This window comes from Microbacterium paraoxydans, from assembly GCF_020524545.1.
Classification (GTDB): domain Bacteria; phylum Actinomycetota; class Actinomycetes; order Actinomycetales; family Microbacteriaceae; genus Microbacterium; species Microbacterium paraoxydans_C.
This window is the reverse complement of the sequence record NZ_JAIVLG010000004.1, coordinates 82,322-106,888: the sequence shown is the minus strand read 5'-3', so window position 1 is coordinate 106,888 and position 24,567 is coordinate 82,322. Positions and strand designations below refer to the sequence as shown.

General features: G+C 67.5%; 23 protein-coding genes. 1 reads left to right on the top strand and 22 read right to left on the bottom strand.

All coding sequences use genetic code 11. The features are described from left to right. Window positions 1-17: 17 nt before the first annotated feature. Together erpA and LC041_RS09605 are read right to left on the bottom strand one after the other, a co-directional pair. Entirely contained in the window at window positions 18-380 is a 363-nt protein-coding gene (gene erpA / locus LC041_RS09610; RefSeq protein ID WP_017830247.1) for an iron-sulfur cluster insertion protein ErpA, read from the bottom strand. 69 nt (window positions 381-449) lie between these two features. Continuing rightward, the gene (locus LC041_RS09605) at window positions 450-1,853 is read right to left on the bottom strand and encodes a dipeptidase (protein ID WP_226532885.1); all 1,404 of its coding nucleotides are present in this window, start codon (window positions 1,851-1,853) and stop codon (window positions 450-452) included. A gap of 46 nt (window positions 1,854-1,899) precedes the next feature. Between LC041_RS09605 and LC041_RS09600 the strand changes: the two genes are divergently transcribed. Next, window positions 1,900-2,472, top strand: a complete 573-nt coding sequence (locus LC041_RS09600; RefSeq protein WP_047524057.1) for a DUF3043 domain-containing protein — start codon at window positions 1,900-1,902, stop codon at window positions 2,470-2,472. Here LC041_RS09600 and LC041_RS09595 read toward each other — a convergent pair. The 20 genes from LC041_RS09595 to LC041_RS09500 all read right to left on the bottom strand — a co-directional run bounded on the left by LC041_RS09595 (window position 2,447) and on the right by LC041_RS09500 (window position 24,561). Next, window positions 2,447-3,484: a quinone-dependent dihydroorotate dehydrogenase gene (locus LC041_RS09595; RefSeq protein ID WP_226532884.1), complete on the bottom strand. Its 1,038-nt coding sequence runs from the start codon at window positions 3,482-3,484 to the stop codon at window positions 2,447-2,449. The two genes, LC041_RS09600 and LC041_RS09595, sit on opposite strands and share 26 nt — an antisense overlap. Before the next feature lie 10 nt (window positions 3,485-3,494). Then, the gene (nrdR, locus tag LC041_RS09590; protein ID WP_226532883.1) at window positions 3,495-3,965 is read right to left on the bottom strand and encodes a transcriptional regulator NrdR; all 471 of its coding nucleotides are present in this window, start codon (window positions 3,963-3,965) and stop codon (window positions 3,495-3,497) included. 10 nt (window positions 3,966-3,975) lie between these two features. Then, entirely contained in the window at window positions 3,976-5,280 is a 1,305-nt protein-coding gene (gene hisD, locus LC041_RS09585) for a histidinol dehydrogenase (RefSeq protein WP_226532882.1), read from the bottom strand. 1 nt (window position 5,281) lies between these two features. After that, window positions 5,282-6,430 carry a hypothetical protein gene (locus tag LC041_RS09580; protein WP_226532881.1) on the bottom strand — a complete coding sequence of 383 codons (1,149 nt, stop codon included), beginning with the start codon at window positions 6,428-6,430 and terminating at the stop codon, window positions 5,282-5,284. Window positions 6,431-6,501: 71 nt separating this feature from the next. Further along, window positions 6,502-10,020, bottom strand: coding sequence for a DNA polymerase III subunit alpha (dnaE, locus tag LC041_RS09575; protein ID WP_226532880.1), 3,519 nt, complete (start codon window positions 10,018-10,020; stop codon window positions 6,502-6,504). 64 nt (window positions 10,021-10,084) lie between these two features. Further along, the gene (locus tag LC041_RS09570) at window positions 10,085-10,657 is read right to left on the bottom strand and encodes a GNAT family N-acetyltransferase (protein WP_226532879.1); all 573 of its coding nucleotides are present in this window, start codon (window positions 10,655-10,657) and stop codon (window positions 10,085-10,087) included. Window positions 10,658-10,705: 48 nt separating this feature from the next. Beyond that, a complete protein-coding gene (locus LC041_RS09565) occupies window positions 10,706-11,626 on the bottom strand; it encodes an RluA family pseudouridine synthase (RefSeq protein ID WP_226532878.1) in 921 nt (306 codons plus the stop codon). Window position 11,627: 1 nt separating this feature from the next. After that, window positions 11,628-12,284: a signal peptidase II gene (gene lspA / locus LC041_RS09560; RefSeq protein ID WP_226532877.1), complete on the bottom strand. Its 657-nt coding sequence runs from the start codon at window positions 12,282-12,284 to the stop codon at window positions 11,628-11,630. Between the two features lie 9 nt (window positions 12,285-12,293). Continuing rightward, window positions 12,294-12,893 (bottom strand): DivIVA domain-containing protein, encoded by a 600-nt coding sequence (locus tag LC041_RS09555; RefSeq protein WP_226532876.1) that lies wholly within the window; start codon window positions 12,891-12,893, stop codon window positions 12,294-12,296. A gap of 180 nt (window positions 12,894-13,073) precedes the next feature. Next, window positions 13,074-13,373, bottom strand: a complete 300-nt coding sequence (locus tag LC041_RS09550; RefSeq protein WP_226532875.1) for a YggT family protein — start codon at window positions 13,371-13,373, stop codon at window positions 13,074-13,076. 3 nt (window positions 13,374-13,376) lie between these two features. Then, window positions 13,377-13,850 carry a cell division protein SepF gene (locus tag LC041_RS09545; RefSeq protein ID WP_226532874.1) on the bottom strand — a complete coding sequence of 158 codons (474 nt, stop codon included), beginning with the start codon at window positions 13,848-13,850 and terminating at the stop codon, window positions 13,377-13,379. Between the two features lie 43 nt (window positions 13,851-13,893). Then, window positions 13,894-14,601, bottom strand: a complete 708-nt coding sequence (locus LC041_RS09540) for a YggS family pyridoxal phosphate-dependent enzyme (protein WP_226532873.1) — start codon at window positions 14,599-14,601, stop codon at window positions 13,894-13,896. Beyond that, window positions 14,598-15,740: a cell division protein FtsZ gene (ftsZ, locus tag LC041_RS09535; RefSeq protein ID WP_226532872.1), complete on the bottom strand. Its 1,143-nt coding sequence runs from the start codon at window positions 15,738-15,740 to the stop codon at window positions 14,598-14,600. The genes LC041_RS09540 and ftsZ overlap by 4 nt, the downstream gene beginning before the upstream one ends. A 164-nt stretch (window positions 15,741-15,904) precedes the next feature. Continuing rightward, window positions 15,905-16,831 (bottom strand): FtsQ-type POTRA domain-containing protein, encoded by a 927-nt coding sequence (locus tag LC041_RS09530; RefSeq protein ID WP_226532871.1) that lies wholly within the window; start codon window positions 16,829-16,831, stop codon window positions 15,905-15,907. 3 nt (window positions 16,832-16,834) lie between these two features. Then, complete coding sequence (murC, locus tag LC041_RS09525) at window positions 16,835-18,235, bottom strand: UDP-N-acetylmuramate--L-alanine ligase (protein WP_226532870.1); 1,401 nt, start codon at window positions 18,233-18,235, stop codon at window positions 16,835-16,837. 38 nt (window positions 18,236-18,273) lie between these two features. Further along, window positions 18,274-19,350, bottom strand: a complete 1,077-nt coding sequence (locus LC041_RS09520) for a UDP-N-acetylglucosamine--N-acetylmuramyl-(pentapeptide) pyrophosphoryl-undecaprenol N-acetylglucosamine transferase (protein ID WP_226532869.1) — start codon at window positions 19,348-19,350, stop codon at window positions 18,274-18,276. Beyond that, the gene (gene ftsW / locus LC041_RS09515) at window positions 19,347-20,552 is read right to left on the bottom strand and encodes a putative lipid II flippase FtsW (protein WP_226532868.1); all 1,206 of its coding nucleotides are present in this window, start codon (window positions 20,550-20,552) and stop codon (window positions 19,347-19,349) included. The genes LC041_RS09520 and ftsW overlap by 4 nt, the downstream gene beginning before the upstream one ends. Further along, window positions 20,521-22,056, bottom strand: a complete 1,536-nt coding sequence (gene murD / locus LC041_RS09510; protein WP_226532867.1) for a UDP-N-acetylmuramoyl-L-alanine--D-glutamate ligase — start codon at window positions 22,054-22,056, stop codon at window positions 20,521-20,523. Before murD ends, ftsW begins: the two co-directional genes overlap by 32 nt. After that, window positions 22,046-23,152: a phospho-N-acetylmuramoyl-pentapeptide-transferase gene (gene mraY, locus LC041_RS09505; protein WP_226532866.1), complete on the bottom strand. Its 1,107-nt coding sequence runs from the start codon at window positions 23,150-23,152 to the stop codon at window positions 22,046-22,048. The genes murD and mraY overlap by 11 nt, the downstream gene beginning before the upstream one ends. Then, a complete protein-coding gene (locus LC041_RS09500) occupies window positions 23,149-24,561 on the bottom strand; it encodes a UDP-N-acetylmuramoyl-tripeptide--D-alanyl-D-alanine ligase (protein ID WP_226532865.1) in 1,413 nt (470 codons plus the stop codon). The genes mraY and LC041_RS09500 overlap by 4 nt, the downstream gene beginning before the upstream one ends. Between the last annotated feature and the right edge of the window lie 6 nt (window positions 24,562-24,567).

The window sequence follows — 24,567 nt, the reverse complement described above, 5'->3', positions numbered from 1 at the left end:
GGTCCGCGGAGCGGGGATCAGTGGAAGCTGTCGCCGCACGCGCAGCTACCCGCCGCGTTCGGGTTGTCGATCGTGAACCCCTGCTCGGAGATCGTGTCCTTGAAGTCGATCGCCGCACCGTCGAGATAGGGGACGCTCATGTTGTCGATGATCACCTCGACGCCATCGAAGTCGACGGTCTCGTCGCCTTCGAGGTAGCGCTCGTCGAAGTACAGCTGGTAGATCAGCCCCGAGCAGCCGCCGGGCTGTACGGCGACGCGGAGGCGCAGATCGTCGCGCCCCTCCTGTTCGAGGAGGTTCTTCACCTTCGTGGCGGCAGCGTCGGTCAGGGTGACGCCGTGTGCGCGGGTGGTCTCTGGGGAGAGGGTGGTGTCGCTCATGTCGCTCCTTGTGACGGGCCGCAGGTGCACGGCTTCTCGACGATTCTACCGCCGCAGACGCGGTGAGGCTCAGAGTTCGGTGGCATTCATCCGCGCCAGGAGCAGAGCCTCGCTCGCCACGGCATGGCGGAACGTCTCCAGGTGCAGCGATTCGTTCGGGCTATGGGCCCGCGAATGGGGGTCCTCGACGCCCGTGACGAGAATCTGCGCTGCGGGGAACTCCCGGACCAGATCGGCGATGAAGGGGATGGATCCGCCCACGCCGAGATCGATCGGAGCGACCCCGTAGCCGTCACGCATCGCGTCGCGCGTCAACGCCACGGCCCACCCGCTCGTGTCCACGAGGAAGCCGTCGCCGAGGTCGACATCGGAGAACGTGAGCTCCGCTCCGAACGGTGCATGAGCACGCAGATGGGCTTCGAGCGCCTCGTACGCTTCCTGTCCCGTCTGTCCCGGCGCCACCCGGGCGCTGATCACCACGGTCACCTCGGGAAGGAGCGTGTTGGAGGCCGCAGCCACCGTCGTGGAATCGATGCCGATGACCGTGACCGACGGCTTGTTCCAGATCCGACTGAGGATCGTCCCGTTGCCGATCGGGGTCGTAGCCGGAAGCAGTCCGGCCTCATCCCGCAGCGTGGCCTCGGTGTAGTCCGGGGTGTCGGCATCGCGCGCGGTCATTCCTTCGACGGCGACCGCCCCGTCCTCATCCCAGAGCGTTGCGAGCAGCGTGACCGTGGCCATCATCGCGTCGGGGACCGCTCCACCGAACATCCCCGAGTGGGACGCGTGGTCGAGCGTGCGCACGCGCAGCGTGAAGCGGGCGTTCCCGCGCAGCGAGACCGTGAGCCCCGGGGTCACGGAATCCCAGTTGCCGGAGTCGGCGACCACGATGGCGTCCGCGCGCAGAGCCTCCTTGTTGTCGGACAGGAACTGCGCGAAGGAGCGGGAACCGTATTCCTCCTCCCCCTCGATGAACATCGCGATACCGAGGTCGAGGTCGTCCCCCAGTACCTCGCTGACGGCGCGGATCGACGCGATGTGCGCCATGACCCCCGCCTTGTCGTCCGCCGCACCACGCCCATAGAGACGACCGTCCCGCACCGTCGGCTCGAACGGCGGCGTCTCCCACAGCGCGTCGTCACCGGGAGGCTGCACGTCGTGGTGCGCGTAGAGGAGGATCGTCGGCTTCCCGTTCCGCGCCGCGCGAGTGGCCAGCACCGCCGGCTGACCCTGCTCATCGGTGCCGGGGATCGCTGCGCGCAGTACGCGGACCTCGTCGAAGACACCGGTGTCCTCGGCCAAGGATGCGACAGCGGCCGCGCTGCGCTCCAGCTGGGTCTGATCGAACGCCGGCCACGCCATCCCGGGGATGCGCACGAGGTGACCGAGATCCGACAGTGCAGCAGGGATTCCGGTGGCCACGGCTTCGAGAACGGCAGCGTCGGACTCGGGGGGAAGAACAGGAGAGGTCATGCGAGTAATCTTAAGGTGATCCCCCGCCAGCGAACCGAGGAACTCCGTGTCCACTAACCCCGCCTCCCCTTCGACGAACGACGACGCCTCCGAGACGACTGCCGTCGGCAAGGGGCGCGCGACGCCGACCCGCGCGGAGCAGGAGGCAGCACGCCGCCGCCCCCTGGTCGCCAACACCAAAGAGGCGAAGGCGGCCGCCAAAGCCGAGCTCAACGAGCGTCGCGCGCGCGCCCAGGCCGGCATGGCCGCCGGCGAGGAGAAGTACCTCCCGGTCCGCGACAAGGGCCCGCAGCGCCGCTGGGTGCGCGACTACGTGGACGCGGGCTGGCACCCGGCCGAGTTCGTGATGGGCGTCATGGTGCTGGTCATCCTCGCCTCGCTCCTGCCGACGAACATGATGATCTCGTTCTACGCGTACATCGTCATGATGGGCTACCTCGTGATCGCGATCGGCGGCATGGTGCTGCTCGGGATGCGGGTCAAGCGGAAGGCGGCCGCGAAGTTCGGCAAGGAGCGCCTCGAGCGAGGCCTCGGCTGGTACGCCGCGATGCGCGCGCTGCAGATGCGCTTCATGCGACTGCCGAAGCCGCAGGTCAAGCGCGGGCAGTACCCCGACTGACCAGTCCCCTGTTGATCTCGCGGCCCCAGAACGGACCGCGGTACAGGAAACCCGTGTAACCCTGCACGAGCGTGGCTCCGGCCTCAACGCGCTCCTGCACATCGGCCGGGGTCTCGACGCCGCCCACCGCGATCACGCAGAACTCTGCCGGTACGGCGTCGCGCACGATCCGGAGCACCTCGAGCGAGCGCTTCTTCAATGGTGCCCCCGACAGTCCGCCGGCGCCCGCGGCCTCGATCGCCGCGGCGTCCGAGAGCAATCCGTCGCGACTGATCGTGGTGTTGTGCGCGATGATTCCGGCGAGCCCCTCGGTGACGGCCAGCTCCGCGATGGCGGTGATCTCCTCATCCGGAAGGTCCGGAGCGATCTTGACGAGCAGCGGTGTGGACCCCGACGCTTCCTTGACCGCGCGCAGCAGCGGCGCGAGCGTCTCCACCGCCTGCAGACCGCGTAGTCCCGGGGTGTTCGGGGACGACACGTTCACCGCGAGATAGTCGGCCAGTGGCGCGAGGCGGGTCGCCGAGGCCACGTAGTCGGCAGTCGCATTCTCGACCTCCACCACGCGACTCTTGCCGATGTTGACGCCGATCACCGTGTCGGGTGCTCCTCGGCGCAGTCGAGCAAGGCGACGGGCTACGGCATCGGCGCCGTCATTGTTGAAGCCCATCCGGTTGATGACAGCCCGGTCGGCCGTCAGACGGAAGAGACGCGGCTTGGGATTCCCCTCCTGCGGGATCGCCGTCACGGTGCCGATCTCCACGTGGCCGAAGCCGAGGGCCGCCAGCCCGCGGACGCCGACGGCGTTCTTGTCGAAGCCCGCGGCGACGCCGAACGGCGACGGAAAGCTCAGGCCGAGTGCTTCGACACGCAAGGACGGATCCGGGGCGGTCAGCGCACGGGTCACCCAGGAGACCGGGGGTATGCCGAGCACGCGGATCACCGCCATGGCGGCGTGGTGGGTGAACTCGGGATCGAAGCGCGAGAGGACAGCGCGGAAGAGCAGCGGATACATCCCTGCCAGATTACCGTTCCTCGGACTCCTGCTTCGTGTGGTCGGCGCGGAGGTCGGTGATCGCCGCCTCGAAGTCCTCGAGCGAGTCGAACGCCTGATAGACGCTGGCGAAGCGGAGGAACGCGACCTCATCGAGATCGCGCAGCGGACCGAGGATGGCCAGACCGATCTCGTTCGTATCGAGCTGAGACACCCCCGTCTGGCGAACAGCCTCCTCCACGCGCTGCGCCAGGATGGCGAGGTCGGCCTCGGTCACCGGGCGCCCCTGACATGCCTTACGCACTCCGGAGATGACCTTCTCCCGGCTGAACGGCTCCATCACTCCGGAACGCTTGATGACGTTCAGGCTCGCCGTCTCGGTGGTCGTGAAACGGCCACCGCACTCCGGGCACTGACGACGTCGCCTGATCGAGAGCCCGTCGTCACTGGTGCGGGAATCGATGACGCGGGAGTCGGGATGACGGCAGAAGGGGCAGTGCATCTGACCGATCCTACGCGGTGAAGCGCGCCTCGATCGCTTCACCGTGCGCCGGCAGCGCCTCGGATTCGGCGAGTGCGACGACTCCCGCTCGCACGGCTGCCAGCGCGGTCCGGTCGTAGGAGATCACCTGCTGAGGACGCAGGAACGTGTACGAGCCGAGTCCCGGTGCGTACCGCGCCTGACCGCCGGTCGGGAGCACGTGGTTGCTCCCCGCCATGTAGTCGCCCAGGCTCACCGGCGTCTGATCTCCGACGAAGACCGCTCCCGCGCTCGTGAAGGCCGCCGCGGCGCTCTCCGCATCGGCGAGGTGGAGCTCGAGGTGTTCCGGTGCGTAGGCATTGCTGAACGCCGTCGCCATGGCACGATCGTCGACGAGGACGATCGCCGACTGCGGTCCTCCCAACGACGCCGCAACGCGATCACTGTGGCGGGTGAGAGCGGCGATCCGCGCGACTTCGGTGGCGACGTCGTGAGCCAGTTCCACCGCGTCCGTGACCAGGACCGCGGATGCCTGTTCGTCGTGCTCAGCCTGGCTCACGAGGTCGGCGGCGATGAGGCGCGGATCGGCCTCAGCATCGGCGACCACCAGAATCTCGGTGGCGCCGGCCTCCGAGTCCGTCCCGACGACGCCGGCGACCGCGCGCTTGGCGGACGCGACGTAGTTGTTGCCGGGCCCGGAAACGACGTCGACAGGGTCGAGCCCGAGCGAGGAGACACCGTGCGCGAAGGCACCGATCGCGCCCGCTCCCCCCATCGCATAGACCTCGGTCACTCCCAGCAGGGCCGCCGCGGCGAGGATCGTCGGGTGGATGCGCCCTCCCTGGTCCGCCTGCGGGGGCGACGCCAGGGCGATCTGCGCCACGCCGGCCACCTGAGCCGGCACGACGTTCATGATCACGCTCGACGGGTAGACCGCCTTCCCACCGGGGATGTACACACCAACGCGGTGGACGGGCTGCCAGCGCTGTGTGATGACGGCGCCGTCGCCGATCCGGGTCACCTGCGTGGCCGGGACCTGGGCCGCAGACGCGAGCCGCACGCGGCGGATCGCCTCCTCGAGAGCGGTACGCACTTCGGGGGCGAGGTCGGCCAGCGCTTCGTCGATGTGCGCTGCGGGAACCCGGACGGAGTGTCCGGTGACCTGGTCGAAGCGTTCCGCCTGCTCACGCAGAGCGGCTTCGCCGCGGCCGCGCACGTCGTCGACGAGACGAGCGGCGGTGTCGAGTGCCTCCGCGCGCGCCTGCGTGGCTCGCGGTACGGCGGCGAGCATGTCAGCGGGCGAGAGCTCGCGCCCCCGCAGATCGATCGTGCGCATTTCAGCCTTTCGTGATGTCGGAGATGTCGTGGAGGTAGCCGATCCGTCCGTCGTCATGTCGGACGACGTAAGCACCTCCGCGGTCTTCGATCACGAGCGCCCAGGCGTTCGGCCCGATGCGGAACAACGCGTCGCCGCGCTCGTCGTGAACGTCACGCTCAGAAGGCGCGAGGATCCAGAACGGCTGCGCGACCGGAGTCGACTCGCGCGGGTTCGTCGCATCAAGGTCCGCATCTGCGAAACCCTCCACGATCGGAGCTTCCGTGTCGTCGGGGACGACAACCGTCTCGGAGGTCGCCGCGGTCTCGAGAAGGGACTCGATGCTTCCGGTATCCGAGACGATCTCCGGGTCCTGCGCCCGAGAACGCCGGGAGTACGTGGGCACGTACTCCTCCTCGTCCGCACCGTGCACCGTGCCGATGTCGCCACCGGACGCATGCGCCGTGAGTGGTACCTGGGCGGCGAGGTCGACACGGTCGACCTCATCCGTCGCGTGGGTCTCCGGTGTCTCGCCGTCGGCGTCCTCGATCGACGGGACCGCGGACTCGTCCACGGGCTCCGCGGCGACCGGCTCGGGTCGCGGGCGCGCGATGACGGGACGCACCGGGTTGGCGTTGCGGTGGGCGAGGGTGACCAGACGTCCGTGGAAGTCCTCCTTCAGCCCCGGGATGAGCGGAGCGAAGACCGTGAGCACGACCAGAGCCAGAGAGGTGACGGCCATCACCACCCCGTTCCACGGAAGCGACCAGAAGCCCGTCGCGATGAGCCCCGAGGTCGTGAGCCACACGTTCCCGGCCCAGACGACGGCTGCCACGGAGAACGCCACCGAAGCGAACTGGTCGATACCGAGCGATCCGACGCGACGGATGCCCTCAGGCGAGAAGCGGCGGAGCACGAGCAGGAACACGGCGACCGTGGGGAGACCCACCGGAAGGATCCACTGGATTCCGACGGCCCACAGTGAGGCACCCCCGGCCAGCGGGAAGAAGGATACGACGAAGGAGACCAGCCACACGCTGACGATGAGCAGCTCACGGAGGGTGAATCCGAGGATCCCGTACTCCGGAGTCACGTCTTCGTCGTAGAGGACGCCGTCGTCGTCGCCGAAGTCCGCGACTTCGACATCCGGCTCGGGGAGTTCCGTGCTCATGCGTGGTCCTTTCGTCACCGTGCTCGACGGGGGGATTCGTCGTGCTGCCGACGGCTCAAGATCCTACCCGCTCACCCCAGACAGGCGGGTCCGAGAAGGGACTTGAGGTCACCGAAGAGGTCTGCCGAGACCTTCACCGGCATGGGCACCTCGAAGACCTTCGCGGTGCCGCCTCGGTGCACGCGGAGCAGCACCTCCGTGTCGCCGTTGTGCCGGCGCAGGACCTCGGCGAGCTCCCCCATCACCCGCTCGGTGGCGCGTTGCTCCGCCAAGACCAACGACAGTGGCCCGGCGGCGTCGAACGAGCCGACGTCGGGCGCGAACGCGGACTGCGCGTGCAGGTTGAGGCCGTCATCACGCCGGGACACGCGCCCTCGAACGGCGAGGATCGCGTCCTGTTGCAGGGTGTGTTGGAACTCCGTGTACGTCTTGCCCATGAACATCACGGTGACCTCGCCGTTGAAGTCCTCGACCGTGATCATGCCGTACGGATTACCACTCGCCTTGGCCACGCGGTGCTGCACGCTGGTCACGAGCCCGGCCACGGTCACCTGATCGCCGTCCTGCAGGTCCTCGGAGTTGTTCAGGTCGTGGATCGAGATCGACGCATGCTTGGCGAGCGGCACCTCGAGCCCGGCGAGCGGATGATCGGACACGTAGAGACCGAGCATCTCCCGCTCGAAGGCGAGCTTGTCCTTCTTGACCCACTCGGGGCGCGCGGGCACCTTGGCCGGGGCGACCTCTTCCATGCCGTCGTAGAGGCTGTCGAAGTCGAACCCGATCGCTCCCTGTGCCTCGTTGCGCTTGCGGTCGACGGCTGCCTCGACCGCATCTTCGTGTACTTCCATGAGCGCCCGGCGGGTGTCGCCCATCGAATCGAAGGCGCCCGCCTTGATCAGGGACTCCACGGTGCGCTTGTTCGAGACATGCAACGGCACGGTGTCGAGGAAGTGGTGGAACGAGGTGAACCGCTCCTCCTTGCGCGCCTGCACGATCCCCTCAACGACGTTGCTCCCGACGTTGCGCACGGCGCCGAGGCCGAAGCGGATGTCGTCTCCGACGGCCGCGAAGAAGTTGATCGAGTCCGAGACGTCGGGCGGAAGGACCTTGATCCCCATGCGGCGGCACTCGTTCAGGTACAGCGCCATCTTGTCCTTGGAGTCGCCCACGCTGGTGAGCAACGCCGCCATGTACTCGGCGGGATAGTGCGCCTTGAGATAAGCGGTCCAGTACGACACGAGTCCGTATGCCGCCGAGTGGGCTTTGTTGAAGGCGTAGTCCGAGAAGGGCAGCAGGATGTCCCACAGCGCCTTGATCGCGTCCTCGCCGAAGCCGCGCTCCTTCATGCCGCCCGCGAAGCCCTCATACTGCTTGTCGAGCTCCGACTTCTTCTTCTTTCCCATCGCGCGACGGAGGATGTCTGCTTGTCCGAGACTGAATCCGGCGACCGCTTGAGCGATGGCCATGACCTGCTCCTGGTAGATGATGAGCCCGTACGACTCCTCCAGGATCTCCGCGAGCGGCGCTTCGAGCTCGGGGTGGATGGGAGTGATCTCCTGCACCCCGTTCTTGCGCAGTGCGTAGTTCGTGTGAGAGTTGGCACCCATCGGGCCCGGCCGATACAGGGCGATGAGCGCCGAGATGTCACCGAAGTTGTCCGGCTTCATGAGGCGCATCAGCGAGCGCAGCGGCGGACTGTCGAGCTGGAAGACGCCCAGGGTGTCTCCGCGCGCGAGCAGCTGGTACACCCCTGGGTCGTCGAGACCGAGGTGTTCGAGGTCGAGTTCTTCGCCGCGGTTCGTGCGGATGTTGTCGAGCGCATCAGAGATGATCGTGAGGTTGCGAAGCCCGAGGAAGTCCATCTTGATCAGTCCGAGCGACTCGCACGACGGGTAGTCGAACTGCGTGACGATCTGGCCGTCCTGCTCGCGTCTCATGATCGGGATGATGTCGAGCAGGGGGTCGGAGGACATGATCACGCCGGCGGCGTGGACGCCCCACTGACGCTTCAGCCCTTCGAGACCGAGAGCGCGGTCGAAGACGGTCTTGGCCTCCGGATCGGTCTCGATCAGCGCACGGAACTCGCTCGCTTCCTTGTACCGGGGGTGAGCCGAGTCGAACATGCCGTCCAAGGGCATGTCCTTGCCCATCACGGGCGGCGGCATCGCCTTCGTGAGCCGCTCCCCCATGCTGAACGGGAAGCCGAGGACGCGCCCGGCGTCTTTCAGCGCCTGCTTCGACTTGATGGTGCCGTAGGTGACGATCTGGGCGACGCGTTCGGAGCCGTACTTCTCCGTGACGTACTCGATGACCTCGCCGCGGCGACGGTCATCGAAGTCGACGTCGAAGTCGGGCATCGACACACGATCGGGGTTGAGGAAGCGCTCGAAGATCAGCCCATGCTCGAGCGGGTCGAGGTCGGTGATCCGCATCGCATAGGCGACCATCGACCCGGCACCGGAACCACGGCCGGGCCCGACGCGGATCCCGTTGTCCTTGGCCCAGTTGATGAAGTCCGCGACGACGAGGAAATAACCGGGGAATCCCATCTGCAGGATGATGCCGGTCTCGTACTCGGCCTGCTTGCGCACCTTGTCGGGGATGCCACCGGGGTACCGGTAGTGGAGGCCGGCCTCGACCTCCTTGATGAGCCAGCTGTCCTCGGTCTCACCGTCGGGCACCGGGAAGCGCGGCATGTAGTTCGCCGAGGTGTCGAACTCGACCTCGCAGCGCTCGGCGATCAGGAGCGTGTTGTCGCATGCTTCGGGGTGGTCGCGGAACAGCTGCCGCATCTCGGCGGCGGTCTTGATGTAGTAGCCGTCGCCGTCGAACTTGAACCGGTTCGGGTCGTCCATCGTCGAACCCGACTGCACGCAGAGGAGCGCCTCGTGCGCGTCGGCCTCGTGCTGGTGTGTGTAGTGCGAGTCGTTGGTCGCGACGAGGGGGATGTTGAGGTCTTTCGCGAGGCGGAGCAGGTCGGTCATCACCCGTCGCTCGATGGAGAGACCATGGTCCATGATCTCCGCGAAGTAGTTCTCCTTGCCGAAGAGATCCTGGAACTCGGCCGCGGCCGCGCGTGCGGCGTCGTACTGCCCGAGACGCAGGCGGGTCTGGATCTCACCGGACGGGCACCCCGTGGTCGCGATCAGTCCTTTGGAGTAGGTCTGGAGCAGCTCGCGGTCCATGCGCGGCTTGAAGTAGTACCCCTCCATGCTCGACCGGGAGCTGAGGCGGAACAGATTGTGCATGCCCTGGGTGCTCTCACTCCACATCGTCATGTGGGTGTACGCGCCGGACCCCGAGACGTCATCGCTCTTTTGCTCGGGTGATCCCCACTGCACTCGCGACTTGTCACTGCGGTGCGTGCCCGGGGTGACGTACGCCTCGAGTCCGATGATGGGCTTGACGCCCGCGGCGTTCGCCGCTTTGTAGAACTCGAACGCCGCGAAGGTGTTGCCGTGATCTGTGACCGCGATGGCCGGCATCCCGTAATCGGCGGCCGCCTGCGTCATCGCGGTGATCTTCGCCGCACCGTCCAACATCGAGTACTCGCTGTGCACGTGGAGGTGGGCGAAGGAGTCGGCTGCCATGCTTCGAGTCTACGGCGGAGCCCCGACACCGGAGGTCGGCGCCGGACCCTTCAGAGGTGCCCCCTCATCGAAGATCGAGCCTCATCAGCACCCGCGGGAACCCGTCCAGCACAGACCCGGTATCGGCCGCCTTCACGAACCCCGCGCTCTCGAAGAGCGCTCGCGTGCCGACATACGCCATCGTCAGGTTCACCTTCTCGCCCCCGTTGTCTACCGGATAACCCTCGATCGCGGGCGCGCCGCGCTCTGTCGCGTATGCGACAGCACCGTCGATCAGCGCATGGGAGATGCCCTGCTTGCGGTGACCGGGGCGTACTCGGAAACACCACAGCGACCAGACGTCGAGGTCATCGATCTGGGGGATGAGCCGATTGCGGGCGAAGCTCGTGTCGCGCCGCGGATGCAGTGCCGCCCAGCCGACAGGCTCGTCGTCGAGATAGGCGATCACGCCGGGCGGAGGGTCCTCGTGGCACAGCTCACGGACCCGGTCCGCTCGGGCGGGGCCCTTGAGCCCCACGTTCTCCTTGTTGCCGATGCGATAGCTCAGGCAGAAGCACACATTCGACGTGGACTTCTTCGGCCCGACGAGAGTCGCGACATCGTCGAAGACGGTCGCAGGACGAACCTCGATGCTCATGCGCTCAGTGTGCCGCAGCCCGCAGACATCGCATCGGAGAAGCGCGGACTACTCACCGCGGAGCACGTCAAGCGCGTGCCGGAAGTCCTCGGGGTACGGGGATTCGAACTGCACCCAGTCGCCGGTCGTCGGATGCGCGAAAGCGAGCTGATGCGCGTGCAGCCATTGGCGGGTGAGTCCGAGCCGGGCTGACATGGTCGGGTCGGCGCCGTACAGCGGGTCCCCGACGCACGGATGCCGATGAGCTGCCATGTGTACACGGATCTGATGCGTACGTCCCGTCTCGAGGTGGACCTCGAGGAGCGACGCACCCGGAAAGGCTTCGAGCGTCTCGTAGTGGGTCACCGAGGGCTTCCCGTCCGGAACGACGGCGAACTTCCAGGAGTGGTTCGGATGGCGCCCGATGGGCGCGTCGATCGTTCCCGCCAGCGGATCCGGGTGCCCCTGCACGACGGCGTGATAGATCTTCTCGACCGTGCGGTCCTTGAACGCCTGCTTCAGCGTCGTGTACGCCTGCTCGGACTTCGCGACGACCATGAGACCGCTCGTACCGACGTCCAACCGGTGCACGATCCCCTGACGCTCGGCAGCGCCACTCGTCGCGACGCGGAAGCCGGCGGCCTCGAGTGCTCCGACGACGGTGGGCCCCTCCCATCCGACAGACGGATGCGCGGCGACGCCTGTGGGTTTGTCGACCACGATGATGTCATCGTCGTCGTACACGACCCCGAGCTCGGGAACGGCGATCGGGATGACCCGCGGAGCCTCTTTCGGCGCCCATTCGACGTCGAGCCACCCGCCGCCGTGCAAGCGGTCGGACTTGCCGAGCGTCACGCCGTCCAGACGGACACCACCGGCCGCTGCGACATCCGCCGCGAAGGTGCGGGAAAACCCCATGAGCTTCGCGAGCGCGGCATCCACCCGCGTGCCGTCCAACCCGTCAGGAACCGGCAGAGATCGGGATTCCACGTCAGCGGCCTTCCGATGCAGGAGCCGCATCCTCCGAAGGCGCGTCATCGTCGCCCGCGTCGACTTCGTCCGCGTCCGTCTCGGTTGCGGCCTCGGCGGCGATCGCCGCTGCTTCCGCCTCTTCCTCGGTCTCGACCACCGCATGATCGCGCTCGCGCGTGCCGTCGAAGCGCAGGCCGAAGACCACGAGCAATGCCACCGAGATCATGCCGGTGACGATGAAGATGTCCGCGACGTTGAAGATGGCCGGCATCATCCACGGCATGGAGATCATGTCGACGACATGCCCCACCGGGAACCCGGGCTCGCGGAACAGTCGATCAGTGAGGTTGCCGAGCACGCCGCCCAGCAGGCAGCCGAGAACGACGGCCCAGAGGCGGGACTTGAGCCCGAACGCCTTCCACACGATGATCGATGCGACGACCGCGAGGGCGATCGTGAAGATCCAGGTGACCTCGGAGCCGAGTGAGAAGGCCGCTCCGGGGTTGCGGACGTAATACAGCTGAAGGAACTCGCCGAGAACAGGCACCGGCACCTGCAGCGGCAGGTTCTCGATCGTGAGGTACTTCACAAACTGATCGGCGGCCAGCACGATCGCTGCGAGAATCGCAACGATCGCACCGGCCGCCGACCGACGAAGGGGACGACGTCCTGACAAGAGGGCGCCTTACAGACCGATCGCGGAGACGGGCGTGGAGTCCGTGGACGCCGACTTCTCGTCGAGCTCGCGGAGCTGGCCTTCGATGTAGCCGCGCAGCTGCGAGCGGTAGTCGCGCTCGAAGTTGCGGAGTTCGGTGATGCGAGCCTCGAGCGTGTTGCGCTCGCGCTCCAGGCGTGCCGACTCCTCGCGCTGCTTGGCCTCGGCCTCGGTACGGATCCGGGCCACCTCGGTCTCGGCCTCGGCGATGAGCGCGTTGCGCTTCGCCTCGCCCTCGGCGACGTGCTCGTCGTGGAGACGCTGTGCGAGCTCGATGATGCCGGCAGTCGCAGTGGCGGAACCGGTCGGAGCGGGCTCTGCAGGAACCTCGGCGACAGGAGCCGGAGCCTCGGGGGCTGCGGGCGCCGCAGCGGGAGCAGCGGCCTCGGGAGCCTCACCGGACTCGTAGGCGGCCAGCTTCGCCTTCAGCTCGACGTTCTCCTCGAGAGCCTTGCGCCACTCGATGACGATCTCGTCGAGGAAGTCGTCGACCTCGTCCGGGTCGAAACCGTCCTTGAAGCGAACGTGCTGGAACTGCTTGGTGACGACGTCATCCGGGGTAAGTGCCATGAGTGGCTCCTCTTTCGATGAGTACGAATGCCAGTATCGATGTATGGCGTGGTCGTGATGTGGCGCGAACCCGGGGCGCGCACCTGGGTGCCAGCATAGCCCCCGCGCCTCGACGCCGCGATGTCGCGACACCCGGGAGCGCGAAGTCAGCGTGACGACCCCGCGCGAATCGCCGGGCGTTCACCGGATGAACAGGCGCACGATGTTCATCAGGATCAGCACGATCAGCAGAGTGAGCGTGAAGCCGAAGTCAAGCGACAGCGAACCGATCCGCAGGGGCGGGATGAGCCGCCGGAAGAACCGGATGGGCGGATCGGTGACGGTGTAGACAGCTTCAGCGGCGACCAAGCCGAATCCCTTCGGACGCCATTCCCGATTGAAGAGCGGAATGTAGTCCAAGATGAGGCGCGCGAAGAGCACGAAGATGTACAGCAGCAGCACCAGATGAAGGATGCTCGCTGCGACGGAGACCAGCTGCACGAGCTACGAGTGGTCGAAGCCCGCGGACTCAGCGTCCGCGTGCGCGATGCCCCCGTGCCCCGAGACGGCGATGTTCTCCGGCGAGAGCAGGAACACCTTCGAGGTGACCCGCTCGATGCGGCCGTACAGACCGAGGGAGAGCCCGCTCGCGAAGTCGATGAGGCGACGCGCATCGGCGTCGCTCATCTGGGAGAGGTTGATGATGACCGGGACGCCCTCGCGGAAACTCTCCGCGATCAGCTGAGCGTCGCGGTACTGCTTGGGGTGGACGGTGAGGATCTCGTTCACGGCTCCTGCAGAGGGCTGGCGGACGGCGACGGGACGACGGAGGGGCGTGACGGGAGCCGGAGCCGGCTCCTCACGGTCGCGCTCGCGCTCGCGTTCGCGGTGAGCGCGAGCCTGCGTTTCCTCCTCGTAGACCTCTTCCTCATCGGCGAGGCCGAGATACACCATGGTCTTCTTCAGCGGGTTACCCATCGTGTCCTCCGGTTCGAACGTTTCGGGCTGGTCTTTTCACAGGTTAACCCCGGTCGGGCCGGGGGCCGGTGATTGCGGAGCCGATCCGCAGGTGTGTCGCGCCAGCGGTGATCGCCTCCACGAAGTCGCCGGTCATCCCGGCGGAGATCCACGAGGCGGAGGGCTCGACGGCGCGGACACCGTCAGCGACGTCACGCAGACGCGCGAATGCGGCGCCGGGTTCCTCATCCAATGGCGCGACCGCCATGACGCCCCGAAGACGGAGCGAAGGCAGCGCCATCACGTGCTCGGCCAGCGCGACCGCGTCAGCGGGCGCCGCTCCCCCTCTGCCGGGATCGTCCGTGAGGTTGACCTGCACGAGCACGTCGAGGAGACCATCGTCATCCGCCGCGCGATCGAGAGCGTCAGCGAAGCGTCCACGGTCGACGGAATGGACGACGTCCGCGCTGCGCCGAATGGCCGCGGCCTTGTTCGTCTGACCCTGACCGATGAAATGCCAGGTCAGATCGAGGGAAGCGAGTTCCGCCCCCTTGGCCGACAGTTCCTGTTGCCGGTTCTCTCCGACGTCGCGCACACCGAGCGCGCGCAGCTCACGGACCAGAGACGCCGGGTGGAACTTCGTCACGACGATGCGGGTGATCTCGGCCGGATCCCTCCCGGCAGCGCGCGCAGCGACGGCGATGCGTTCGTCGATCGCCGTCAGGCGCGCGGCCAGGTTCGCCTGCCCCTGGCCGCCGACCGCAGTGGTCACTTCAGGAATTCGGGGATGTCGATGTCATCGTCCGCGAAAGCCGGTTCGATGCTCGTGGTCGGCACTCGCTGCTGCACGGGCTCTGCCGGTGCAGCGTCGCTCTTCGCCTCCGGCTCCTCCTCGAGAGAGACCTCGGGGAGAGTCGCCGCCGAAGGCCGGGAGACCACCATCGGGTCCAGTCGGAGCGAAGGCTCGCCTCCGTCGAACCCGGCCGCGATGACGGTCACACGTACCTCGTCGCCGAGAGTGTCGTCGATGACGGTTCCGAAGATGATGTTGGCCTCGGGGTGCGCCGCTTCCTTGACCAGGTCGGCCGCGTCGTGGATCTCGAAGATACCCAGGTTCGACCCACCCTGGATCGAGAGCAGCACGCCGTGCGCGCCCTCGATGGACGCCTCCAGCAGCGGCGATTCGACGGCGAGCTCGGCCGCCTTGATCGCACGATCGGCGCCGCGGGCGGAGCCGATGCCCATGAGGGCGGATCCTGCGCCCTGCATGACGGACTTGACGTCGGCGAAGTCGAGGTTGATCAGGCCCGGGGTCGTGATCAGGTCGGTGATGCCCTGAACACCGGCGAGGAGCACCTGGTCTGCGGTGGCGAAGGCCTCGATCATCGAGATCCCTCGGTCGCTGATCTCGAGGAGACGGTCGTTCGGCACCACGATGAGGGTGTCGACCTCTTCCTTGAGCTTCGCGACGCCCGCCTCCGCCTGGCTCTGGCGACGGCGACCTTCGAACGAGAACGGCTTGGTGACGACACCGATGGTGAGTGCGCCGATGGACTTCGCGATGCGGGCCACCACGGGAGCACCACCGGTTCCGGTGCCGCCTCCCTCACCGGCGGTCACGAAGACCATGTCCGCACCGGTAAGGGCCTGCTCGATCTCCTCGGCGTGGTCCTCCGCCGCACGGCGCCCGACCTCGGGGTCTGCTCCGGCGCCGAGTCCGCGCGTGAGTTCCCGGCCGACGTCGAGTTTGACGTCCGCATCGCTCATGAGCAGCGCCTGGGCGTCGGTGTTGACGGCGATGAACTCCACTCCGCGGAGACCGAGTTCGATCATGCGGTTGACGGCGTTGACGCCGCCACCGCCGACGCCGACGACCTTGATCACGGCGAGGTAGTTCTGGTTCTGGCTCATGGCCGGCCTCCGATTATTCGAGCCTGGAAAAGGATGAACCTTAAACCTCAAGTAGAGGTGTAAAGTATTTCCCGGTATTGCGTTCTCTTGATCGAAGGTAAGCGCCGCCTGCCCACGCGCACGCAACCCCGTGGGCGTGTCGCGCCATTCCCCCGCGAAAGCGGTCAGCCGACGACGGCGACCTCGGGAGACGTGACGTCGATGGACCCCGCTCCCGGATGGGCGGCCATCGCAGCCGAAAGCGTCAGTGCCTTGAGTCCGGACTCCTCCGCACTCCCCCAGACGACCGTCAGCCCGCTGCTCAGACGCAGAGTCACGTCATCCTGGGTGGTCGCCGTGACACCGGCCAACTGCGCCCGGATGTCTGCCGGCAACGACCTCACCACGAGGCCCGCACTGCGGAAGGCAGCGGAGTCGACCCCGCTGTCGATCTCGATCAGCGGCTGCCCCGCGGGCTGATCAGGCGTGGTCGAGAGCGCCACCCCCGCCGCGTCCACGAGCGTGAAGCCGGCATTCGAACGGATGACGCCGACAGGAGTGCGTTCGACGATGCGCACCGTCAGATCATGCGGAGGCCGCGCCTCCAGCGCGTAGGTCTCGATGAGCGGGAACGCGAGCAGCGCGGCCTTCACCTCGCTGGAGTCGACCAGAGCCAACGGTGTGCCGAGCTGATCGCTGAGCGCAGCCTCGACAGCGGAGGGGTCCAGGCTGGTCGCCCCGACGACCGTGATCTTCTCGACCGCGAACAGGGGGCTGTAGGCGGCTGCAACGCTCCCGCCGATCAAGACGAGCACGGCACCCAGGCTGCTCCACCAGATGATCCGTCTCCGCCGGGAGCGTTGGGTGAACCGACGGATCTCTGCGCGAAGCGCCTTGCGTCTGGCGCGCGCCGCTCGCCAGACATCCCGCGTCGACGTCGGCTGCGGGTCATCGGCCGACACCTCTTCCACCGGCGGTTCGCGCTCCTCCGAGGCGGCGGACGTCTCCTCCGCTCCAGCGCCGGGTCGTCGTGGACGGCGCACCATCTCCGTCGCGGCGCCCTTCTCCCCCGAAGTCTCCGGAGTGGACGGAAGCGGTGCGGGCCGACGCATCGGCTACGCCCCGTCGGTCCGGCGGAGGGATTCCAAGACCTGCGGGATGATCTGATACACGCTGCCGCAGCCGAGCGTGACGACGAAGTCGCCGTCGCGCGCCACGGTAGCCGTGTAGTCGGCAGCCTGCTGCCAGTCCGCAACGAAGTGCACGTGCGACGGGTCACGGAACGCGTTGCTCACCAGTTCCCCGGTGACTCCGGGGACCGGATCTTCCCGAGCCCCGTAGACGTCCAGCATCACGGTGTGGTCGGCGAGCTCCTCGAGGACATCGGCGAACTCCTGATACATGTGCTGCGTGCGGGAGTACGTGTGCGGTTGCTGAATCGCGATGACGCGCCCGGAGCCCGCGATGCTGCGCATCGCCTCGAGCGCCGCCCTGACTTCAGTGGGATGGTGCGAGTAGTCGTCGTACACGGTCACGCCGCGCGCGACGCCGTGCTGTTCGAGGCGGCGGACCGTGCCGGCGAACCCCTCGACGGCACGGACGGCGTCGGCGAGTGGATATCCGAGAGCGCGCAGGACCGTGACGACGCCGGCCGCGTTGATGGCGTTGTGTGCACCGGGGACGGCGAGCTGCATACGCACCTGCTCGTCACCGTGGGCGATGGTCGCCGCTACGCCGCCGACGGTCACGAGGTCGGTCACGCGCACATCCGCATCCGCCGCCTGACCGAAAGTGAGCACGTTCGGGTGGTTGATCCCCGCTCCGACGCGAAGAGCACCGGTGTCGTCGCTCGAGATCACGACGGCTTCCGAGGCGGCGTCCGCGAATCGGACGAACGCGTCGTGGAAGGCCTCGTCCGAACCGTAGTGGTCCAGATGATCGGGATCCACGTTCGTGATGAGCGCGACCGCGGTGTCGTACAGCAGGAAGGTGCCGTCCGACTCGTCCGCTTCGACGACGAAAAGATCCCCGGAACCGGTGGCGCTCGACGTGCCGAGCTGCTCGATCACGCCCCCGTTGACGAAGTGAGGATCGGCGCCGAGCTCTCGCAGCGCAGTGACGATCATGCCCGTCGAGGTCGTCTTCCCGTGAGCACCGGCGACAGACACCAGGCGACGCGACCCGATCAGCCAATGGAGCGCCTGGGAACGGTGGATCACATGCAGGCCACGTGCCTTCGCGGTGACGAACTCGGGGTTCTCGGGCCAGATCGCCCCGGTGTGCACGACCGTGTCGGCATCGCCCAGGTACGCGGCATCGTGACCGACATGGACGGTGGCTCCCGCCGCGGCCAGCGCCCGCAGGTTGTCGCTGTCGGCGCGGTCGCTTCCGGACACGCGGATCCCCGCGTCGAGGAACATCTTCGCGAGCCCGCTCATGCCGGAGCCGCCGATGCCGATGAAGTGCGCGGAGGTGATCGTCTCGGGAAGAGGGAGAGAGAGGTCGGGTCTGATCATGTCCGCTTCAGTCTACTTTTCGTTCGGTGTCGACCGCGTCAGGCCGCATGCAGCGCGCGGTCGATCAGGGTGATCACGTTCTCGGTGCCGTTGCGCGTTCCGGCCGTCTCCGCCGCGGCCGCCATCCGGTCGATCCGCTCCTTGTCGCCCAACAGGGGGACGACGATCCGACGTACCGCATCTGCGTCGAAGGTGGCGTCGTCGAGGAGCTCGGCAGCACCGGCCGCAACAGCGGAAGCCGCGTTCAGGCGCTGTTCGCCGTTGCCCACCGAATAGGGCACGTACAGCGCGGGGATCCCCAGCGCGCTGATCTCGCTCACCGTCGCCGAACCGGAGCGGGACACGATCAGGTCGGCGAGTGCGAAGGCCAGGTCCATGCGGTCCACGTACCGACGCAACGCGTACCCCTCGACCCCGGGATCCGCCAGTTCGCTGCGCTCCCCGGTCACATGCAGCAGTTGCCAGCCCGCCGCGAGGACATCGCGCCAGGAATCCGCCAGAGCCTCGTTGAGCCGCTGCGCGCCGAGCGAGCCGCCGAAGACGAGCAGCACCGGACGCTGGGCATCGAGCCCGAAGTGCTCCGCCGCCTCCGCGCGAGCTGCCGAACGATCGAGTTCGATCACCTCGCGGCGCAGGGGCATCCCCACCACTTCACTGCCGCGGAGGGGCGTGCCTTCGAACGCGACGCCGACGGCCGCCGCACGGCGGGCACCGAGCACGTTGGCCAGTCCTGGCTTGGCATTGGCTTCGTGTACCACGAACGGAACACCCTCACGACGAGCGGCCACGTACGCCGGCGCCGACGCATACCCGCCGAACCCGACGACGACGTCGATACCGTGCCGACGGATGTGCTCGCGGACTTGAGCGATCGCCCGTCGGAACCTCCCGGGGAAGGCGGCCGCCTGACGGTTCGGACGGCGCGGGAACGGAACCTTGTTCACGATCAACAGGTCGTAGCCTCGCTCGGGCACGAGCCGCGATTCGAGTCCCTCCGCCGTGCCGAGCACGAGGACCGAGTCGTCGGGGGCACGTTCGCGGAGCGCATCCGCGACGGCGAGCAGGGGATTCACATGGCCGGCGGTGCCACCGCCGGCGAGGAGATACGAGGTCACCTGGCGACCCTACCCCGCTCGGCTGACTGCTTCTCGGTCACGGGGATCGTGCGCGCGAACGCGAGCAGCACACCACAGGCGATCAGCACGGCGAGCAGTGCCGTGCCTCCCTGCGACATGAACGGGAGCGGCACACCCATCACCGGGAAGACACCGATGACGACGCCGATGTTCAGCACGGCCTGGCCGACGATCCACACCGTGATGCCTCCGGCCGCGACGCGGATGAAGGGGTCCGGGGTCTTCCTGATGATGTGGAACGCGCCGACCGTGAAGAACGTGAACAGGGCGAGGACGACGATGCAGCCGATCAGCCCGAGCTCCTCTCCGACGATCGCGAAGATGAAGTCATTGCCCGCTGCGGGCAACCATCCGTACTTCTCCTGGGAGTTGCCGAGTCCGAGCCCGAAGATCCCCCCGGATGCCATGCCCCAGATGCCATGGATCGACTGGTAGCAGTCGCCCTCGTACAGCGCCATGTCGTCGCACGTCGCGACGATGCGGCGCATGCGGTCCTGGCTGGACAGCGCGTAGGCGAGCACCGCGATGACGCCGAGAACCACGGGCAGGATGAACAATCGGAGCTTGACCCCGGAGAAGAACAGACACCCCAGAAGGATGAGGACCAGGACCATCGCGGTACCGAGGTCCTTTCCGGCGAGCACGGTGCCGATCGCGAGCGCGCCGACCGGGATCACCGGGATGAAGACGTGATGCCAGGTGCCGAGCATCGCCTGTTTGCGCAGCAGCACCGCGGCGATCCAGAGCGCGAGCGCGAGTTTGAGGAACTCCGAGGGCTGCAGCGTGAATCCGGCGATCTTGATCCAGTTCCTGTTCCCACCGTCTTCGATGCCCAGAGGTGTGAAGACGAGGAGCTGCAGCGCGACGGCGCCGAAGAGCGCGGGCCATGCCATCTTCTTCAGGAAGGCGACCGGCAGACGACTGACGAGGAACATCAGGGGGACGCCGAGCAGAGCGAACACCCCTTGACGCATCACACCGCCCATCGGGTCCTGACCGCTCGCGACGGCGGAGGCACTGGTGGCGGACAGCACCATGACCAGACCGAACAGCGTCAGGAGCAGAGCGGTGGATGCGATGAGCAGGAATTCCGTCGACACCGGAGTGAAGCGACGTCCGAGAGAGACTCGGGCAGCGAGTCCGCCGGACTCAGAGCGCGGAGGGCGGGACACCTGCGTCATCGGCGCTCCCCCGGTCGATCCAGTCCCGCACCGCCTCGGCGAAGCGGTGCCCGCGATCCGCATAACTGGAGAACTGGTCGAAAGACGCCGCAGCCGGGGCCAGCAGGACTGTGCCCTCACCGTCGACGATCCCCGACGCGATCTCCACGACACGGTTCATGACCTGACCAGTCTCGCCAGCATCCACCTCGAACACCGGCACCGTCGGCGCGTGTCGCCGGAATGCCGCGACGACAGCGGTTCGTTCCACGCCGATCACGACGGCCGCCCTGGCCGTCGTGCCGACCTCGGCGACGAGTTCGGCGATGTCCACCCCCTTGAGGTCACCGCCGACGATCCAGACGGCGCCAGGGTAGGCGCGCAGAGACGATGCGGCGGCATGCGGGTTCGTCGCCTTGGAATCGTCGACCCAGGTGATCCCCCGGTGTCGCGCGACCACCTCGATGCGGTGAGCGTCGAGGCGGAAAGACTGCAGCGCTGCGTGGATCGCCTCCGGCTCCACGCCGAAGGAGCGCGCCAGCGCACTCGCTGCGAGGATGTTCTGCACGATGTGCGGAGCCGCGAGGCCCGCCTCGTCGAGAGCGGCGACTGTCGTGAGCTCGAGCGCGCTGCGTGCACGGTCGTCCAGAAAAGCCCTATCGACCAGGAGCCCTTCCACGATGCCGAGGTCGCTCGGGCCCGGGATCCCGAGGTCGAAGCCGATTGCGCGTGCCCCCTCGACGACCTCCGCCTCCTCCACCATGCGGCGAGTGGCCTCGTCCGCCTTGTTGTAGACACAGGCGACACGAGTGTTCCGGTAGACGAGGGCCTTCGCATCACGGTAGGCCTGCGCGCCGCCGTGCCAGACCAGGTGGTCATCGGCGAGGTTGAGGCAGACGGCGGAGTACGGGAACAGCTCACCCTCGGGGCTGGACTGACCGAGGTACCAGAGCTGATGACTCGAGAGCTCGACCACCAGCACGTCAAAGCCCGCGGGATCGCGCACGGCATCGAGCACCGGCACGCCGATGTTGCCGCACGGTGCCGCCCGTACGCCTCCCGCGACGAGGAGCGATGCCGTCAGCTGCGTCGTGGTCGTCTTGCCGTTCGTCCCGGTGATCAGCACCCAGTCGGCCGGTGAGCCGTCGGCGCGGACGACCTTGTCGCGGACGCGCCACGCGAGCTCCACATCGCCCCAGATCGCCACGTCCGACTCCTGGGCCCACCGGATGAGCGGGTGCGAGGGGGAGAACCCCGGCGACGCGATGACGACGTCCGGCGCGAAATCCACCAGCACGGCGGGGACCTCAGCGAGCGGGCCGAGTTCGAGACGCGCACCGATCACCGGGAGCAGACGCTCGTACTCCTCGTCCGCGGATTCGCTGAGCACCAGGACGTCCGCCCCGAGCTCGGTGAGCGTGTCGGCCACGGAGAAGCCGGTCATGGAGAGCCCGAGAACCGCGACCCGGAGACCGCGCCAGTCGGCGTTCCAGCTGGTGAGTCCGGCGAGGCGCTCAGTCGACACGGGTGAGCCATTCGACGTAGAACAGGCCGACGGCCGATACGGCGAGCAGACCGGCGATGATCCACATGCGGACGACGATCGTGACCTCGGACCAGCCGCGCATCTCGAGGTGGTGGTGGAACGGGCTCATCAGGAACAGGCGCTTGCCACGGGTCAGCTTGAAATAGCCCCGCTGCAGGATGACCGAGCCGGAAGACAGCACGAACACCCCGGCGATCACGAGGAGGAGGAGTTCGGTACGGGTGAGGATCGCCATCGCTGTGATCACACCGCCGATCGCCATCGAGCCGACATCGCCCATGAAGACCTTCGCCTTGGGGGCGTTCCACCACAGGAACCCGATGAGGCTCGCCGCGACGGAGGCCGCGATGATGGCGAGGTTGAAGGGATCACGGACCTCGTAGCATCCGCCGAGCGCATCGGGATCACCGCCGATGCAGGGCTGCTTGAACTGCCAGAACGCGATGACGCTGTAGGCGCCGACGACGATCACGCCGGCACCGGCTGCGAGACCGTCCAGACCGTCCGTCAGGTTGACACTGTTCGACGTGGCGACGCCGATGACCGAGATCCACACGAGGTAGAGGATCCATCCGAGCACCACGCCGAAGGCGAAGAGGTTCAGCCAGGTGATGTCGCGGAAGAGGGAGATCGCGGAGCTCGCAGGCGTCTGCCCCCACTTGTTCGGGAAGTTGAGGGCGACGATGCCGAAGGGGATCATGACGATGAGCTGGCCGATGATCTTGCGCCAGCCCGACAGCCCGAGGCTCCGCTGGCTGCGCACCTTCATGTAGTCGTCGATGAAGCCGACGGCACCGAAGCCGACCATCAGCCAGATCACCAGAAGCGCCGAGAGTGCGGGGACCTCGCCGCTGACCAGGACGCCGGTGAAGTAGCCCACGATCGAGCCGAGGATGAAGATGACTCCGCCCATCGTGGGGGTCCCGCGCTTCGCCTCGTGGCTCGGATTGTGGACCGACTCGGGGGTACGGATGACCTGCCCCCAGCCCCACTTCCGGAAGAGCCGGAGGAAGACGGGGGTCAGGAACAGGGTGAAGGCGAGCGAGATCGCCGCCGACATGATGAGAGACCTCACGAGAACAATTCTCCCAGACGATCGCCGAGATGCCGGAGGCCCACGGAATTGGATGACTTCACGAGCACGCGGTCGCCGTCGCGGAGCTCGGTGCGGAGGTACTCGTACGCCGCGTCCTGGTCGGGAAGGTGCACGGCTTCGCTGTCCCAGGAGCCTTCGCCGACGGCGGCGAGATAGAGTCGCCTGGCCTCCGGCCCGACGACGACGATCCGCTGGATGTTCAGACGCACGGCGAGCAGACCGATCCGATCGTGCTCCTCCCCCGCGCTCTCGCCGAGTTCGCTCATCGCCCCGAGCACGGCGACCGTCCGCTCGTCGGGGCCCGTGATCTGGGCGAGGGTGCGCAGCGCCGCAGCCATCGAGTCCGGGCTCGCGTTGTAGGCGTCGTTGATGATGCGGACGCTGTCACTGCCGAGCGGCTGCATGCGCCATCGCTCGGCGATCTCCACCGTCTCCAGACGCGCGACGGCCTCTGCCGGAGCGACGCCGAGCACGACAGCGGAGGCGATCGCCGCCAGCGCATTGGTGATGTGATGCGCTCCGAGCACGCGAAGCCGCAGCGGCAGGCGCTCACCGCCGATCTCCACGATGCAGGATGTACCCGCTGCCGATACCTCGATATCGAGCGCGCGCACGTCGGCGACGGGGCTCTGGCCGAAGCCGACGACGTTCAAGCCGCGGGAGAGCGCGAGGTCCTTCATCGCGGCCACTCGCGGATCGTCGATGTTGAGCACGGCCGTGCCGGGCACCCGTGCGGCCGAGACGAGCTCCGACTTCGCCTTGGCCGTCGCTTCGATCCCGCCGAAACCTCCGGCGTGGGCCATGCCGACCATGAGGACCACGGCGAGATCCGGCTCCACCAGGCCCGCGAGGTGCGCGATGCTCCCCGGCGCGGCCGCGCCGAACTCGCTGACGAGGAAGCGCGTGCTCTTCGTCACGCGGAGCATGGTGACGGGGGCGCCGACCTCGTTGTTGAACGACCTGACGGGCGCGACGGTCTCGCCTTCGTCCTCCAGGATGCGCGCGAGGAAGTTCTTGGTCGTCGTCTTGCCGTTCGAGCCGGTGATGCCGACGATGCGGAGGCGGCCCTCGGCGCGGACGCGGGAAACGACTTCGCGCGCGAGGGCGCCGAGAGCCGCGACGGCGTCCGGCACCACGATCTGGCTGACGGGGACGTCGACGGTGTGCTCGACGATCGCCAAGGCGGCTCCCGCCGCGACTGCCGCGTCCACGAACCGGTGGCCGTCGGTCTCCGCGCCCGGCTTCGCGACAAAGATCGACCCGGGGACCATCGTGCGGGAGTCGGTGTCCACGATCCCGTCGACGACGGTCTCGGCGGTGTCTTCTCCGGCCACGCGCAGTTCACCGCCGACTGCGGCGGCGATCTCAGCGAGCGTCAGGGCGATCATTTCATC

What these genes read in the sequence shown, in the direction of transcription:
- erpA (WP_017830247.1), bottom strand. Translation starts at nt 380, where the DNA reads ATGAGCGACACCACCCTCTCCCCAGAGACCACCCGCGCACACGGCGTC.
- LC041_RS09605 (WP_226532885.1), bottom strand. Translation starts at nt 1,853, where the DNA reads ATGACCTCTCCTGTTCTTCCCCCCGAGTCCGACGCTGCCGTTCTCGAA.
- LC041_RS09595 (WP_226532884.1), bottom strand. Translation starts at nt 3,484, where the DNA reads ATGTATCCGCTGCTCTTCCGCGCTGTCCTCTCGCGCTTCGATCCCGAG.
- nrdR (WP_226532883.1), bottom strand. Translation starts at nt 3,965, where the DNA reads ATGCACTGCCCCTTCTGCCGTCATCCCGACTCCCGCGTCATCGATTCC.
- hisD (WP_226532882.1), bottom strand. Translation starts at nt 5,280, where the DNA reads ATGCGCACGATCGATCTGCGGGGGCGCGAGCTCTCGCCCGCTGACATG.
- LC041_RS09580 (WP_226532881.1), bottom strand. Translation starts at nt 6,430, where the DNA reads ATGAGCACGGAACTCCCCGAGCCGGATGTCGAAGTCGCGGACTTCGGC.
- dnaE (WP_226532880.1), bottom strand. Translation starts at nt 10,020, where the DNA reads ATGGCAGCCGACTCCTTCGCCCACCTCCACGTGCACAGCGAGTACTCG.
- LC041_RS09570 (WP_226532879.1), bottom strand. Translation starts at nt 10,657, where the DNA reads ATGAGCATCGAGGTTCGTCCTGCGACCGTCTTCGACGATGTCGCGACT.
- LC041_RS09555 (WP_226532876.1), bottom strand. Translation starts at nt 12,893, where the DNA reads ATGGCACTTACCCCGGATGACGTCGTCACCAAGCAGTTCCAGCACGTT.
- LC041_RS09545 (WP_226532874.1), bottom strand. Translation starts at nt 13,850, where the DNA reads ATGGGTAACCCGCTGAAGAAGACCATGGTGTATCTCGGCCTCGCCGAT.
- ftsZ (WP_226532872.1), bottom strand. Translation starts at nt 15,740, where the DNA reads ATGAGCCAGAACCAGAACTACCTCGCCGTGATCAAGGTCGTCGGCGTC.
- LC041_RS09530 (WP_226532871.1), bottom strand. Translation starts at nt 16,831, where the DNA reads ATGCGTCGGCCCGCACCGCTTCCGTCCACTCCGGAGACTTCGGGGGAG.
- murC (WP_226532870.1), bottom strand. Translation starts at nt 18,235, where the DNA reads ATGATCAGACCCGACCTCTCTCTCCCTCTTCCCGAGACGATCACCTCC.
- ftsW (WP_226532868.1), bottom strand. Translation starts at nt 20,552, where the DNA reads ATGACGCAGGTGTCCCGCCCTCCGCGCTCTGAGTCCGGCGGACTCGCT.
- LC041_RS09500 (WP_226532865.1), bottom strand. Translation starts at nt 24,561, where the DNA reads ATGATCGCCCTGACGCTCGCTGAGATCGCCGCCGCAGTCGGCGGTGAA.